Source organism: Streptomyces sp. SBT349, assembly GCF_001083795.1.
Taxonomy (GTDB): Bacteria; Actinomycetota; Actinomycetes; order Streptomycetales; family Streptomycetaceae; genus Streptomyces.
Window position 1 is genome coordinate 1 of sequence record NZ_LAVK01000181.1, and the last position, 15,135, is coordinate 15,135.

Sequence of the window (15,135 nt, forward strand, 5' to 3'; positions counted from 1 at the left end):
CTCTACGACCGGGCCGCGCACACGCCCCCGCCGCCCGGCAGCGTCCCCGACCCCCAGGCGCTCTACCAGCAGCCGCCCCCGGGGCCCTACGCCCCCGACGCGCAGCGCTGGGCGGCCACGCCCGCGCCCGAGCCGGGGGCGATCTCGCGGCACCTGCCGCGCGGGGACAGCGCCGGAACCACCGAGTTCACCGGCATCGACGGGCTGATGAACAGGGCGGGGGAGGGCGGTCGAGGACCACAGGAAGGCCGCCAGGCGCCCGACGACGCCTTCGCACACCTCTTCCGCGACCAGCAGACCGGCCCACCGCAGCAGAGTCCGCGACAGCAGGGTCCGCGACAGCAGCCGCCCGGTGGCCGTCCCCCGGGGCAGGCACCGCGCCCGCGGCCCTCGGCCGAGCCCGAGCCGGCCCCCGATCCGCCCCCGGCGGGCAAGAGCGGCCGGGCGGCGGGACTGCTGAAGTCCAGCGCCATAATGGCGGCGGGCACGCTCGTCTCCCGCGTCACCGGCTTCGTCCGCCAGCTGGTCCTGGTGGCCGCACTGGGCGCCGCCGTCCTCGGCGACACCTACACCGTCGCGTGGAACCTGCCGAACATGATCTACATCCTGATCATCGGCGGCGGCCTGAACTCCGTCTTCGTGCCCCAGCTCGTCCGCGCGATGAAGAACGAGAAGGACGGCGGGGTGGCCTACGCCAACCGCCTCCTCACCCTGATCATGGTCCTCCTCGGCGCCCTGGTCATCGCCGCCGTGCTGGCCGCCCCGCTGCTGGTCCGCCTGATGTCCGCGTCCTTCGCGGACAACCCCGCGGCCAACGAGGTCACCGTCACCTTCACCCGCTACTTCCTGCCGACCATCTTCTTCATGGGCATCCACGTGGTGCTCGGTCAGATCCTCAACGCCCGTGGCAGCTTCGGCCCGATGATGTGGACTCCGGTCCTCAACAACATCGTGGTCATCTTCACGTTCGGCATGTTCCTCTGGGTCTACGGCACCCAGGCCACCTCGGGCATGAAGGAAACCACCATCACCCCCGAGGGCATCCGCCTCCTGGGGATCGGCACGCTGCTCGGCCTCGTCGTCCAGGCCCTCGCCCTGATGCCCTACCTGCGCGCCGCCGGATTCCGCGTCAGGCTCCGCTTCGACTGGCGCGGCCACGGCCTGGGCAAGGCCGCCACCATGGCGAAGTGGACGGTGCTGTTCGTCCTGGCCAACCAGGTGGGCCTCGTCGTCGTCACCCAGATCGCCACCTGGGCGGGCGAGAAGGCCCTGGCGGACGGGCACACCGGCACCGGGCTCATCGCCTACAGCAGCGCCCTGCTGATCTGGCAGATGCCCCAGGCCATCATCACCGTCTCCCTGATGGCCGCGCTGCTCCCCCGCCTCTCCCGCTCCGCGGCCGACGGCGACACCGCCGCCGTGCGCGACGACCTCTCCCACGGGCTGCGCACCTCGGCCGTCGCCATCGTGCCCATCGCCTTCGCGTTCCTGGCCCTCGGCGTCCCCATGTGCACCCTGCTCTTCGGCACGGCGGGCGAGAACGGCGCCCGCTCCTTCGGCTACATCCTCATGGCGTTCGGCCTGGGCCTGATCCCCTACTCCGCGCAGTACGTCGTGCTCCGCGCGTTCTACGCCTACGAGGACACCCGCACGCCCTTCTACAACACGGTCATCGTCTCCGCCACCTGGATCCTGCTCTCCGGCCTCAGCTTCGCCCTCCTGCCCCACCGCTGGGTCGTCGCCGGCATCGCCCTGGGCTACGGCATCGCCTACGCGGTGGGCGTCCGGGTCGCCTGGCGCAGGCTCCGCGCACGGATGCGCACCGACCTGGACGGGGCCCGGGTGGTGCGCACCTACATCCGGCTCACCGGGGCCAGCGTCCCGGCCGCCGCGCTCGGCGGCGCCGCGGGATTCGCGATTCTGCGCGTCCTGGGCGAGGGCCTGGTGGGCTCGCTTGCGGCCCTGTCCGGCGGCGGCCTGGTCCTGCTCGGCGTGTTCTATGTGGCGGCCCGCAGGATGCGGATCGAGGAGCTCAACGCCCTGGTCGGCATGGTTCGCGCGCGCCTCGGCCGCTAGACCCGGCGCGGCCCCCGCCGGGAATCCCCCCGGGACGGGCCCGCGTGCGACACCCCGGCGCCATGCGCCGTACAACCTGAAGCCGTACTCACATGTCGTGCAGGGTGACGGACTACCGGCACAATGAGTCTGGCAGTGTCAAGCACCCGACAGCCGAGAACGGGGAGGCGGGAAGCACGGTGGCGGAACGGAGCACGGCGACGAGCTCTACGCAGCATCCGGCGAGCGCCCAGGAGGCCACGAACCCCGAGACGGCGACGTCCGGCGAGGAGGCTGTCCCCCCCGCCGAGACAGCGCCCCCACCCGCCGAACCGGAGCCTCCGCGCGCCGGGACGGCCGAGGACGAGAGCGTGCGGAAGAACCCGGCCTGCCACGAGCTCCACAGCGGCCACAAGCTGACCAAGCGCTACCGGCTCGAGGAGTGCATCACCCGACTGGACGGCTTCAGCAGCTGGCGTGCCGTGGACGAGAAGCTGCGCCGCGCGGTGGGCATCCATGTGCTCCCCGCGGACCACGAGAGAGCCCGCGCCGTGCTCGCCGCCGCCCGCGCCACCGCCCTGCTCGGTGACCTCAGGTTCGTCCAAGTCCTCGACGCCGCCGAGGAGAACGGGCTGGTCCACGTCATCCACGAGTGGCTGCCGGACGCGGTGCCGATGAGCACCGTGCTGCACGCCGGGCCGCTGGACCCGCACGAGGCGTATGTGATGGCGAGCCAGGTCTCCCAGGCGCTGGCGGCCGCGCATCGCAAGGACCTCGCCCACCTCAGGCTGACGCCCGCCACCGTGCTGCGCACCGGGCCCGGCCAGTTCCGCATCCGGGGCCTCGCCGTCGACGCGGCGCTGCGGGGGATCTCCGCGCAGGACCCCCGGCGCGCCGACACGGAGGCCATCGGCGCGCTCCTGTACGCCGCTCTGACGCAGCGGTGGCCCTACGGGGAGGGTGCGTACGGTCTGAGCGGCGTCGCGGGCCTCAGCAAGGGCTACCGGGACTCCCTGGCCACCCCTGAGCAGGTCCGGGCGGGCATCCACCGCGGGCTGTCCGAGCTGACCATGCGTGCCCTCGACAACAACGGGGCCACCGCCGCCAGCCAGGACCCGCCCCTCACGACGCCCGAGGAGCTCGGCCAGGCGCTCGCCGCACTGCCCCGCATCCCTCCGCCCGACCCCACGCCCACGGCCCTGGTCGGATACCAGCACACGACGTTCCAGCGCGGGACGCTCGCCGCGGGCCGTCAGCCTCCGGTGACGCCCCCCGCGGCGGCGGCCGCGGCGACCTCCGCCCCGCCCGCGCTGCCGGGCCGCACCGGCACCGCGCTGAAGTGGGGCGTCTCGGCGCTCCTGATCGCGGCCCTGGGGCTCGGCAGCTGGCAGCTCGCCGACGCCCTGCTGAAGGGCGACCCTCCCCCCGACCAGCCGCCGTCCTCGTCACCGCCCGTCTCCGAGGAAGACCCTCCGACCCAAGGTCCCGTCGAGGTAGCCGAGGTCGTCGAGTTCGACCCCGAGGGCACCGGAGGCGGGCAGAACCCGGAGACCGCGCCGAACGCGGTCGACGGCGACCTGGCATCGGCCTGGGAGACCAAGAACTACTACGGCCCCTCCTTCGGCAACCTCAAGAGCGGCGTGGGCCTCATCCTCGACCTCGGCGAACCGCGGGACATCTCCTCCCTCACGGTGCAGGCCGAGGGTGACACCAGCGTCGAATTCCGCGCGGCCCCCTCCGACGCGGCCTCGATGCCGACCAGTCTGGACGCGTTCACCGCTCTGGACGCCGATACCGGGACCACGATGACCCTGGAGCCCGAAGAGTCGATCGAGACACAGTTCGTGCTTGTCTGGCTCACCGAGCTGCCGCAGGGCAACGATGGGAACTACCGTGGCCGCATCACCGACGTCGGTGTGATCCAGTAGTCCGGTCGAGGGGGAGGGGAGGTTCCGTCGTGGGCAGAGGCGTGCCTCGGGAGCCTGCCGTCTACAGCGACAAGGAGCTGCTCGCACAGCATGTGGACGGTGATCCCGATGCCTTCACCGAGCTTGTCCACCGCCACCGCGACCGGCTCTGGGCCGTCGCGCTGCGGACGCTGGGCGACCGCGAGGAGGCCGCGGATGCGCTTCAGGACGCGCTGATCTCCGCCTACCGCGCCGCCCACACCTTCCGCGGTCAGGCCGCCGTCACCACCTGGCTGCACCGCATCACCGTGAACGCCTGCCTGGACCGGGCCCGCAAGAACAAGAGCCGCAAGACCTCGCCCATGCCCGAGCCGGAGCGCCTGGAGAGCCTTCTGGAGCCCCACGAGTCCGCCGAGGCACCCGCCGAACGCCAGGACCTCCGCCGCGAGTTGCGGGAGGCCCTGGACACGCTGCCGGCGGAACAGCGCGCCGCCCTGGTCCTCGTGGACATGCAGGGCTACCCGGTGGCAGAGGCCGCCTCGATACTCCAGACGCCCATCGGCACCGTGAAGAGCCGCTGCGCGCGGGCCCGAGCGCGGCTCCTGCCCCTGCTGCGCCATCTGAAGCCCAGGGCATCAGGGGACACTCCGGCAAGGAACCGGACACCCGGTACATCCGTCCCACCACCAAGAGACACGGGAGAGGCCGGGGCAGTGCGGGGAGGAGGTGCGCACCCGTGAACGAGACTCATCCAGAGCCTGCGGAGATCGCGGCGCTCGACGAAGACCTACTGGAGCCCGCCGAGGCTGCCGCCGTGCGGGACCACCTCGCCCGCTGCGCGTCCTGCGGGGAGGTACAGGCCGATCTCGCCGCCCTGCGCGACGAACTCGCCCGCCTGCCCGATCCGGGTCCCGTCCCCGACGACATCGCTCTCCGCATCGATGCCGCCCTCGCCGCGGTGGCCGCCGACGACGCTGTTTCACGTGAAACAGCGGAGGCGCTTGCCGAGAAGACAGCGGGGTCGAAGGACGCCGCCGGGGCAGACGCCGCCGGCGCGAGGCACCGGGCCCCCGTCGCCGGACCCCGGTGGATGCGCGTCCTGCGACTGGGGCTGGCCGCGGCGGGAGCCATCGTCGTGCTGGGCATGGGAGCCGTGATGGTGCAGTCGTTCGGCGGCGGTAACAGCGACTCCGAGGGCACCGCGGACATGAACCCGGAGGCCGGGTCGGGCGAGGCCGCGGAGGAGCCGGTGGAGACGCAGGTGCGGGAGCTCCTCGCCGAGGCGGAGAGCACCAGCCCGATGGTCGCCGGGGACTCCGGCGGCTCCGCGGAGAGCCATCCCCCGGAGAGCACCGGGGAGGCGGAGGACGCCGAGGGCAGCGAGACCCCGGAGAGCGGCGGAGAGCCGGAGTCCGGGAGCGGTGAGCCCGAGCCGGATGCCACGCCCGCCGTTGAGGTCCCGCCCTGTGTCGAGGCAGCCATCGGCCGCGTCGAGACGCCGCTGGCCGCGGGCGAGGAGGACTACGCCGGCATGGACGCCTATCTGGTGATCTTCCAGCACCAGGTGGATCCCGAGCAGGTCGACGCCTACGTCGTGGCCGCCACCTGTGTAACCGCCTCTCCGTCCGCGGAGGGCGAGGTTCTCCTCCAGGAGAGCTACCCCCGGGACTGAGCGCGCCACCGCTCCGGGAATGTCTGGGACCCTAGGATCCTTTACTGGACTATGGGTCCTCACCGGGACCCTGGGCGAGACATCCCGAGACAAGGAAGAATCCCGTGAGCGACGTCCGCAACGTGATCATCATCGGCTCCGGACCCGCGGGCTACACCGCCGCGCTCTACACCGCACGTGCCTCGCTCAACCCGCTGGTCTTCGAGGGAGCGGTCACCGCGGGAGGTGCCCTCATGAACACCACCGAGGTCGAGAACTTCCCCGGGTTCAAGGACGGGATCATGGGTCCCGACCTCATGGACAGCATGCGGGCACAGGCCGAGCGCTTCGGCGCCGAGCTCATCGCCGACGACATCGTCTCCGCCGACCTCAGCGGCGAGATCAAGAAGGTCACGGACACCGCGGGGGTGGTCCACGAGGCCAGGGCGATCATCGTGGCCACGGGCTCTCAGCACCGCAAGCTCGGGCTCCCCCAGGAGGACGCGCTCTCCGGACGTGGCGTGTCCTACTGCGCGACCTGTGACGGCTTCTTCTTCCGCGAGCAGGACATCGCGGTGATCGGTGGTGGCGACACCGCCATGGAGGAGGCCACCTTCCTCAGCCGCTTCGCCAAGACCGTGACCATCGTCCACCGCCGCGACACCCTGCGGGCCTCCAAGGCCATGCAGGAGCGTGCCTTCGCCGACCCGAAGATCAGGTTTGTCTGGGACAGCGAGGTGGCGGAGATCCACAGCACCGATGGCAAGCTCTCGGGTCTGACCCTCAGCAACAGGAAGACCGGTGAGACCTCGGCGCTGCCCGTGACCGGACTCTTCGTCGCCATCGGCCATGACCCCCGCGTCGAACTGTTCAAGGGGCAACTCGACCTCGACGGGGAGGGCTACCTACGGGTGGCGTCCCCGACGACGAGGACCAATCTGCCGGGTGTCTTCGCCGCCGGCGATGTGGTCGACCACTCCTACCGCCAGGCGATCACCGCGGCGGGCACCGGGTGCGCCGCCGCCCTGGACGCCGAACGCTACCTGGCCGCCCTGGCCGATGCGGAGTCCATCACGTCGGACATCTCGGCCTGACCTCATTCCTCAGCCCCTCTCCATCCCCAACCGCACGTAAGGAGAAGCACCATGGCCGGTGCCACCGTAACCGCCACAGACGCCGACTTCGAGGAGAAGGTCCTCCAGAACGAGAAGCCTGTCCTGGTCGAGTTCTGGGCCGAGTGGTGCGGCCCGTGCCGTCAGGTCGCCCCCGCCCTTGAGGCCATCGCCGCCGAGAACACCGACAAGCTGACCGTCGTCAAGCTCAACATCGACGAGAACCCGGCGACCGCCGCGAAGTACGGCATCCTCTCCATCCCGACCATGAACGTCTACCAGGGGGGCGACGTCGTCAAGACGATCGTCGGCGCGAAGCCCAAGGCCGCCATCGAGCGCGACCTTCAGGACTTCCTCGCCTGACCTCTCCCACCGCTCTCTCCGAGGGCAACGGCGAAGGGCCGGCCCGTTTCACGTGAAACGGGCCGGCCCTTCGCCGTTGCCCGGGGCCTCTCGGCTCGGGCATCTCACCGCTCAGCGGGTCCTCAGTCGTCCTCCGCGACGCTCGCGTCGATCCCCGCGGTCTCCGGCCGGGCCAGCTCCTGCTGTTCCAGCACCGGCCCCTCGCCGGGAGCCAACTGGCCCAGAATGCGTTCCAGATCCTCCATCGAGGCGAACTCGACGACGATCTTCCCCTTCTTCTGGCCCAGGTCGACCTTCACTCGCGTCTCGAAGCGGTCGGAGAGCCGCCCCGCCAGATGGTCCAGCGCCGGGGCGATGCGACGTCCGGCCCGGGGGCCCCGGCCCCGGGCGCCGTTCTTCTTCGCCGGACCGGTCTGGAGCGCGACGATCTCCTCGACCGCCCGGACCGAGAGAACCTCGGCCACGATCCGATGCGCCAGCCGCCCCTGCTCCTCGGGGTCCTCCACCGACAGCAGCGCCCGCGCATGGCCGGCGGACAGCACACCCGCCGCGACCCGCCGCTGCACCGCGGGGGAGAGCCTCAGCAGGCGGAGCGTGTTGGAGACCTGAGGACGGGAACGGCCGATGCGGTCGGCGAGCTCGTCATGGGTGCACTTGAAGTCCCGCAGGAGCTGATCGTAGGCGGCGGCCTCCTCCAGGGGGTTCAGCTGAGCCCGGTGCAGGTTCTCCAGGAGGGCGTCCAGAAGCATCTGGTCGTCCTCGGTGGCCCGCACGATGGCCGGGATGTGCTCCAGGCCGGCGTGACGGCAGGCCCGCCAGCGCCGCTCCCCCATGATGAGCTCGTAGCGCTCGGGGCCGAGCTGACGCACGACGACCGGCTGGAGCAGGCCCACCTCCTTGATGGAGGTGACCAGCTCGGCCAGCGCGTCATCGTCGAAGACCTCGCGCGGCTGCCGCGGGTTGGGGGTGATCGAGTCCAGGGGGAGCTCAGCGAAGTGCGCCCCGGCCACCTCGTTCTGAAGCACCGGCCCGTCGGCCGATTCCTCGGCGGGCAGATCCGTTTCACGTGAAACGCCGCTCCGCGTCTCCTCCTCCGCGAGGGACGTTCCCGTAGGAACCACGACCCCTCGGTCCGGCGCGAGCACCGGCACCGCGGCGGGCGATACCGATACCCCGCGATCCGCCACCGCGACGGACTCGTCGGAGCTCTTCGGCGCGGGTGGGATCAGCGCGCCAAGCCCTCGGCCGAGCCCTCTCCGTCGTTCACTCACTATGCCCCCTTCACCGGGCTGTGCTGTTCCTGCTGCGGAAGCTCCTGCTGGGCGGGGGCACCGCGCATCGCGATCTCTCGGGCGGCCTCCAGATACGACAGCGATCCGCTGGAGCCCGGGTCATAGGTGAGGACCGTCTGCCCATAGCTCGGCGCCTCGGAAATCCGCACCGACCGCGGGATGTTGGTCCGCAGCACCTCCGTGCCGAAGTGGCTGCGGACCTCGTCGGCCACCTGCGAGGCGAGGCGGGTCCGACCGTCGTACATCGTCAGCAGGATGGTGGAGACATGCAGCCGGGGGTTGAGGTGGCCGCGGACCAGCTCGACGTTCCGCAGGAGCTGCCCCAGACCCTCCAGTGCGTAGTACTCGCACTGGATCGGGATGACCACCTCGGCACCCGCCACGAGGGCATTGACGGTCAGCAGCCCCAGCGAGGGCGGGCAGTCGATGAGGACATAGTCGAGGGGCTGTTCGTACGAGCTGATGGCACGCAGGAGCCGGCTCTCCCGAGCCACCACGGAGACAAGCTCGATCTCGGCACCCGCCAGGTCGATCGTGGCGGGCGCGCAGAACAGTCCCTCGATGTCGCGGACCGGCTGCACCACCTCGGAGAGCGGCTTGCTCTCGACGAGGACGTCATAGATCGAGGGAACCTCCGCGTGGTGGTCGATGCCCAGAGCGGTGGAGGCGTTTCCCTGGGGGTCGAGGTCGATCACCAGGACCCGGGCACCATGCAGGGCCAGCGAGGCTGCCAGATTGACCGTGGTGGTGGTCTTGCCGACGCCGCCCTTCTGGTTGGCGACGATCATGACCCGGGTCTCCTCCGGCCGGGGGAGGCTGCCCCCGGAGCGGTACATGGCCTCAACCGCCTGCTGAGCCGCGCGACTTGGCGACTCACCTGCCGGCCGCGGGGCGGCGGGGGCAATGTCGACCGCGCCCCCGGGAGCATCGTTGTGTTCGGACCGAGGGCCGGGCACCGGATCAGCCGTCGGCCCAGCGATGTTGGCGTCGGACCGCAATGGTTCACTCTCCTCGACATGTGCAGCCTTCGTAGATTCAAAGCCTGCCATGCCCTGGGGGTCACGAACCAGCGAAGGCCCCCTACTTGTGGATGAGGAACGCTCTGTGGATACCGGCGCCACCCTTCCGGGGGGCGTTCGGGCGCGACGGTCGCGTGGCTCGGCGGCTGCACGTCCACGACTGATGATTCCCTGGAGCAGCGAGCGGCGTTTCACGTGAAACACGATGCCCACGCACGCCGCCCCCGAACGGGCCGACACTCCGCATGAAGATATATTCGGCTCTTTTACCGTTGCTTCGGGCGAATCGAACAGGTCGCCCCCGCGATCACGGCGAGCGCCGTCCCCCGCGTCCGCCACGCCCACCGCGGCGGGCGGCCTTCGCTCGTTTGGCGGCGAATCGCACCCCGCCCGGACTCTCGCCGACCTCGACCCGGACCACCGTGGACGGCGGGTCCAGCAGCTCCTCGCCCACGTGCAGCACCGAGGTTCCCACGACGCCCAGCTTGGCCAGGGCAGCGCGGGCCGCCCTGAGTTCCTGCTCGGCCGTGTCGCCCTTGAGCGCCAGCATCTCGCCATAGGGGCGGAGCAGCGGCACCCCCCAGCTGGCGAGCCGGTCCAGGGGGGCGACGGCGCGTGCGGTCACCACATGGACCGGCGTCACGTCGTTCATCACTTCTTCGGCCCTGCCGCGCACCACGGTCACCTGGTCCAGGCCGAGCAGCTCCACGACCTCATGGAGGAAGTTGGTGCGGCGCAGCAGGGGCTCCAGCAGCGTGATCCGCAGGTCCGGGCGGACCAGGGCCAGCGGAATACCGGGTAGCCCGGCGCCGGAGCCCACGTCACAGACGCTCACCTGCTCGGGGATGACCTCGGCGAGCACCGCGCAGTTCAGCAGGTGGCGCTCCCAGAGCCGGGGCACCTCGCGTGGCCCGATGAGGCCGCGGCCCACGCCGATGTCGGCCAGCAGCTCCGCATACCGCACGGCGTCCGGCAGACGGTCGCCGAAGATCGCGTGGGCCGCGGGCGGAGGCTCGGGCAGCTCCGCCTGCGGCCCCACCGGGGTCGTCCCCTCCCTCACGGCAGGACGACCACGCGGCGCTGCGGCTCCTCGCCCTCGGACTCGCTGCGCAGGCCGGCGGCGGCGACCGCGTCGTGGACGACCTTGCGCTCGAAGGGGGTCATCGGCTTGAGCTTCACCGGCTCGCCCGCCTCCTTGGCCTGCTGCGCGGCCTCGGTGCCCAGGGCGGTGAGCTTCTCGCGCTTGCGGGCGCGGTGACCGGCGATGTCCAGCATCAGCCGGCTGCGTTCACCCGTCTCACGGTGCACGGCCAGCCGGGTCAGCTCCTGGAGCGCCTCCAGGACCTCTCCTTCCCGGCCGACCAGCTTCTGGAGATCGCGGGTCGGTCCCTCGGAGACGATGGACACGGCGGCCCGGTCGCCCTCCACGTCCATGTCGATGTCGCCATCGAGGTCCGCGATGTCGAGAAGCCCCTCAAGATAGTCGGCCGCGATCTCGCCTTCCTGCTCCAGGCGAGAGAGGACATCGGTGTCCTCGGTGGCGGTGGAGGTGGTGTCCGTCACGGGTGGGGCTCCTTCTGCGTCTTCCTACTTCTTGCTCTTCGCGGACGGCTTGGGCCTGCGCGGCTGGGACTTCTTCGCCTGGCCCTTTCCACGTCCCTGGCCCGATCCGTTGCTGCTGGGCTTCTCGGCGCTCGTGCCCCCGGCGCTCGTCCCGCCGGTGTCCTGCTCGCCGCCGTCCGGCTGGTCGCCGGTGCTCTCGCCCGAGGCGGTCTGCTTCTTGGCCTGCGTCTGCTTCTTCTGCGGCGGCTGGGGCTGTCGCCGGGACTTGCTCTGCCGCTTGGGCTGCGTCCGGTTCGCGCGGGCGGCCTCGGTCGCCTTCTTGGTGTCCGGCTCGACCGGCTCCTCCTTGAGCTTGCCCTTCTTGCGCAGGCGCTCCTGGCGGGCCTTGAAGGCGACACTGCCGGGCGTGGGGTTCCGGTTGATCACGTAAAGCTGCTGACCCATCGACCACAGGTTCGTGGTCAGCCAGTAGAGGAGGACGCCGACGGGGAAGTTGATGCCGAAGACGGCGAACATGATCGGGAAGATGTACATCAGCATCTTCTGCTGATTCATGAACGGCGTCTTGACCGTGAGGTCGACGTTCTTCGTCATCAGCTGGCGCTGGGTGTAGAACTGCGACGCCGACATCAGGACGATCATGATGACCGTGACGGTCCTGACCTCGCCCAGCGAGGCCCCCAGGTGGCTGAGCTTCTCGGCGCCGTCCAGGAAGCGGGCCGCGATCGGCGCGCCGAAGATGGTGGCGTTCCGGGCGCTTTCCACCTGGTCGGCGCTCAGGATGCCCACCCGGTCGTCGTTCGCGATGTGGTTCAGCACCTGGAAGAGCGCGATGAAGAACGGAGACTGCGCCAGGATCGGCAGGCAGCTGGCGAGCGGGTTGGTACCCGTCTCCTTGTACAGCTTCATCATCTCTTCGGACTGACGCTGCCGGTCGTTCTTGTAGCGCTCCTGGATCTTCTTCATCCGTGGCTGGAGCGCCTGCATGTTCCGCGTGGCCTTGATCTGGCGGACGAAGAGCGGGATCAGCGCGATCCGGATCACGACCACCAGGGAGACGATCGACAGACCCCAGGCCCACCCGCTGTCATCGTCGAAGACGAGGCTGTACAGCCTGTGGAAGAGGACGATGATTTGGGTGACAACCCAGTACAGGGGACTCAGGATCGAATTGATCGTGTCCACGGGTCAGGCTCCTTGGGCATTGTTGGGGGCACCCCCGGGCGAAGCATGGGAATGGGGCATGGGCCTCAGGCGCCCGCGCAGGCGCTGGTGCCAGACCGGTCGCTTCCGGGGCGGGACATGATCGACTCCACCGCGTGACCAGGGGTTGCAGCGCAGGATGCGCCAGGCGGTCAGGGCTGTCCCCTTGACGGCACCATGCCGGTCGATGGCGCCGTATCCGTAGTGGGAACACGACGGGTAGTAACGGCAGACAGGGCCGAGCAGCGGACTGATGGTCCACTGGTACAGCTTGATCAGCAGCAGCAGCGGGTACTTCATGTCCGTACCCCTCCCAGAAGCCGCTCCAGCGCGGCATCGAGCTCCCGGGCCAGCTGGTCGTAGGCGGTGTCGTCCGCGCCAGGCAGAGCCCGTACGACAACCAGGCTACCGGCGGGCAGCCGGAACAGACGGTCCCGTATCAGGTGGCGCAGGCGGCGCAGCACACGGTTGCGGACGACCGCGTTGCCCACGGTCTTGCTCACGACGAAACCCGCACGCGGCGGAGAGACAGGCTCTCCCGCCGGGTGCGGGTCCGTTCCGCTGCTCAGATGGACGACGAGGTGCGGGCGTCCGGCCCTGCGCCCTCGGCGCATCGCCGTCGCGAAGTCCTCGCGCCGCCTCAGCCGGTTCTCGGAGGGCAGCACCGCATGGACCTGGTCGGGCGCGATCAGGCCGACAGGCGGCTGCGGCCCTTGGTGCGGCGGTTGGCGATGATGGCGCGGCCGGCCCGCGTCCGCATCCTCAGCCGGAAGCCGTGCGTCTTGGCCCGGCGCCGGTTGTTCGGCTGGAAAGTGCGCTTGCTCACTCGGAGGCTCCAGAAATCTTCGGTGTTCCGGCACAGGGCGCCGAGACAGGCGGTGGACCGCCGACAGCTGTCACCGTGCACCCACGAGGAGCCCGCGGCGCCCGAGTCAGCCGCCATTCGAGGTGGGCCATCGGAGGCAGGCGGCAGCAGCCGTCGACGACTCGACCTCGCAACGGTACGCGCGGGGTGTGCCATGGGTCAAACCCGGACGGCGGAGCGTTGTACACACCCTGTGGACAATGACTTGATGTGCATACGCCGTGCTGACTACCGTTGCTGAACTCGGAATCATTTCCCGACCGCCCCCGCCGTCACACCCCAGGGGGGCTGCCAACGCCAGCACCACCCCTGCGAGTGAGAGAGCGTGCCTCGTGGCCGACCTTCCTACAGACCTTTCCGCGGTCTGGCCACGCGCGCTGACATCGATGCTTTCCGATGGTCAACGCATCGAGGCCAAGGACCACCGCTGGCTCCAGGACTGCCAGCCCCTGGCCCTGGTCTCGGGCACGGCGCTCCTCGGCGTCTCGAACGAGTACGCGAAAAGCGTGCTGGAGGGCAGGCTCGCCCCGCTGATCAGCGACGCCCTCAGCCGCGAGTGCGGGCAGGCGATCCGGCTGGCGATCACCGTCACGGCGCCGGTCGCCGAGTCGCCCCCGCGGCACGAGAGCCACCCGCCACCGCAGCAGCACCACTCCCCGGGGGGGCCGCCGCGGCACGCCGTCGAGCCCGCCCCGGTGCCGGGACCGCAGGCGGGCGAGCCCGCGGCGTTCTACGCGCAGGACGACCGGCACCGCCACCTGCCCACGGCGCGCGCCGCCTACCCGGACCACGCCGAGCCCCCGCCCGCCGGGCAGCCGGTGAGCTGGCAGCAGCAACCGCACGGGGACTACCCCTCGTACGGGGTGCCCGATCCGTACGGGCAGCGGCCGGGGCCTCTGCCCGCGGTGCCGGGACAGGGTCACGGTCAACACAGCCAGCACGGCCAGCACGGCCAGCTGGGGCACCACGGGCAGCCGGGTGGCCACGGGCCGCTCTCGCAGCACGGTCAGGGGCAGGGCCCGGCGGAGCCGACGGCCCGCCTCAACCCGAAGTACCTCTTCGACACCTTCGTCATCGGCGCCTCCAACCGCTTCGCCCACGCGGCGGCGGTCGCGGTCGCCGAGGCTCCGGCCAAGGCGTACAACCCCCTCTTCATCTACGGGGAGTCGGGCCTCGGCAAGACGCATCTCCTGCACGCCATCGGGCACTACGCGCGCAGCCTCTACCCCGGCACGCGGGTGCGGTACGTGAGCTCCGAGGAGTTCACCAACGAGTTCATCAACTCGATCCGCGACGGCAAGGCCGACGCCTTCCGCAAGCGCTACCGGGACATGGACATCCTCCTGGTCGACGACGTCCAGTTCCTCGCGAGCAAGGAGTCGACGCAGGAGGAGTTCTTCCACACGTTCAACACCCTGCACAACGCGAACAAGCAGATCGTGCTCTCCTCCGACCGGCCGCCGAAGCAGCTGATCACGCTGGAGGACCGGCTGCGGAACCGTTTCGAGTGGGGGCTGATCACCGACGTCCAGCCGCCCGAGCTGGAGACGCGCATCGCGATCCTGCGCAAGAAGGCCGTGCAGGAGCAACTGAACGCGCCGCCCGAGGTGCTGGAGTTCATCGCCTCGCGGATCTCCCGCAACATCCGCGAGCTGGAAGGGGCGTTGATCCGCGTCACCGCCTTCGCCAGCCTCAACCGGCAGCCGGTGGACCTCGGCCTCACCGAGATCGTCCTCAAGGACCTCATCCCGGGCGGCGAGCACGCGACGCCCGAGATCACCGCGGACGCCATCACCTCGGCGGTCGCGGACTACTTCGGCCTGACCGTCGAGGACCTCGCGGGCTCCTCGCGCAGCCGCATCCTCGTCACGGCCCGGCAGATCGCCATGTACCTGTGCCGGGAGCTCACGGACCTCTCGCTGCCCAAGATCGGCCAGCACTTCGGCGGTCGCGACCACACGACCGTCATGCACGCCGACCGGAAGATCCGCGCGCTGATGGCCGAGCGGCGCTCCATCTACAACCAGGTCACCGAGCTCACCAACCGCATCAAGAACGGCTGACCGCCGCCACGCGCCCACGCGCCCCCGCACCCGCCCTCCGCC

Annotated in this window: 15 protein-coding genes; 7 read left to right on the forward strand and 8 right to left on the reverse strand. The window is 70.5% G+C overall.

Annotation, left to right across the window (positions count from 1 at the left end):
• The 6 genes from murJ to trxA form a co-directional block, all read left to right on the forward strand.
• Positions 1–2,076: murein biosynthesis integral membrane protein MurJ (gene murJ / locus ADY01_RS21315; protein ID WP_049576032.1), on the forward strand; the 2,076-nt coding region annotated here is incomplete at its 5' end.
• Between the two features lie 179 nt (positions 2,077–2,255).
• Entirely contained in the window at positions 2,256–3,983 is a 1,728-nt protein-coding gene (locus tag ADY01_RS21320; protein WP_234320343.1) for a protein kinase family protein, read from the forward strand.
• A gap of 29 nt (positions 3,984–4,012) precedes the next feature.
• Positions 4,013–4,702, forward strand: a complete 690-nt coding sequence (gene sigM / locus ADY01_RS21325) for an RNA polymerase sigma factor SigM (RefSeq protein WP_234320344.1) — start codon at positions 4,013–4,015, stop codon at positions 4,700–4,702.
• Complete coding sequence (locus tag ADY01_RS21330) at positions 4,699–5,634, forward strand: hypothetical protein (protein WP_049576038.1); 936 nt, start codon at positions 4,699–4,701, stop codon at positions 5,632–5,634. The genes sigM and ADY01_RS21330 overlap by 4 nt, the downstream gene beginning before the upstream one ends.
• A gap of 104 nt (positions 5,635–5,738) precedes the next feature.
• Entirely contained in the window at positions 5,739–6,707 is a 969-nt protein-coding gene (gene trxB / locus ADY01_RS21335; protein ID WP_049576042.1) for a thioredoxin-disulfide reductase, read from the forward strand.
• 51 nt (positions 6,708–6,758) lie between these two features.
• A complete protein-coding gene (gene trxA / locus ADY01_RS21340; RefSeq protein ID WP_049576045.1) occupies positions 6,759–7,088 on the forward strand; it encodes a thioredoxin in 330 nt (109 codons plus the stop codon).
• A gap of 122 nt (positions 7,089–7,210) precedes the next feature.
• Here trxA and ADY01_RS21345 read toward each other — a convergent pair whose 3' ends face one another.
• The 8 genes from ADY01_RS21345 to rpmH all read right to left on the reverse strand — a co-directional run bounded on the left by ADY01_RS21345 (position 7,211) and on the right by rpmH (position 12,991).
• Entirely contained in the window at positions 7,211–8,359 is a 1,149-nt protein-coding gene (locus tag ADY01_RS21345; RefSeq protein WP_049576047.1) for a ParB/RepB/Spo0J family partition protein, read from the reverse strand.
• The gene (locus tag ADY01_RS21350) at positions 8,359–9,429 is read right to left on the reverse strand and encodes a ParA family protein (RefSeq protein ID WP_078900477.1); all 1,071 of its coding nucleotides are present in this window, start codon (positions 9,427–9,429) and stop codon (positions 8,359–8,361) included. Before ADY01_RS21350 ends, ADY01_RS21345 begins: the two co-directional genes overlap by 1 nt.
• Before the next feature lie 277 nt (positions 9,430–9,706).
• Positions 9,707–10,459, reverse strand: a complete 753-nt coding sequence (rsmG, locus tag ADY01_RS21355) for a 16S rRNA (guanine(527)-N(7))-methyltransferase RsmG (protein ID WP_049576054.1) — start codon at positions 10,457–10,459, stop codon at positions 9,707–9,709.
• Positions 10,456–10,962, reverse strand: a complete 507-nt coding sequence (locus ADY01_RS21360; protein ID WP_049576058.1) for a protein jag — start codon at positions 10,960–10,962, stop codon at positions 10,456–10,458. The genes rsmG and ADY01_RS21360 overlap by 4 nt, the downstream gene beginning before the upstream one ends.
• Before the next feature lie 24 nt (positions 10,963–10,986).
• A complete protein-coding gene (gene yidC, locus ADY01_RS21365) occupies positions 10,987–12,138 on the reverse strand; it encodes a membrane protein insertase YidC (protein ID WP_049576073.1) in 1,152 nt (383 codons plus the stop codon).
• A gap of 12 nt (positions 12,139–12,150) precedes the next feature.
• Entirely contained in the window at positions 12,151–12,465 is a 315-nt protein-coding gene (gene yidD, locus ADY01_RS37265; RefSeq protein ID WP_078900478.1) for a membrane protein insertion efficiency factor YidD, read from the reverse strand.
• Positions 12,462–12,830, reverse strand: coding sequence for a ribonuclease P protein component (gene rnpA, locus ADY01_RS21370; RefSeq protein ID WP_049576061.1), 369 nt, complete (start codon positions 12,828–12,830; stop codon positions 12,462–12,464). Before rnpA ends, yidD begins: the two co-directional genes overlap by 4 nt.
• A gap of 23 nt (positions 12,831–12,853) precedes the next feature.
• The gene (gene rpmH / locus ADY01_RS21375) at positions 12,854–12,991 is read right to left on the reverse strand and encodes a 50S ribosomal protein L34 (protein WP_049576063.1); all 138 of its coding nucleotides are present in this window, start codon (positions 12,989–12,991) and stop codon (positions 12,854–12,856) included.
• A gap of 371 nt (positions 12,992–13,362) precedes the next feature.
• Here rpmH and dnaA point away from each other — a divergent pair, with 371 nt between their 5' ends.
• Complete coding sequence (gene dnaA, locus ADY01_RS21380; RefSeq protein WP_049576067.1) at positions 13,363–15,093, forward strand: chromosomal replication initiator protein DnaA; 1,731 nt, start codon at positions 13,363–13,365, stop codon at positions 15,091–15,093.
• Positions 15,094–15,135 lie beyond the last annotated feature (42 nt).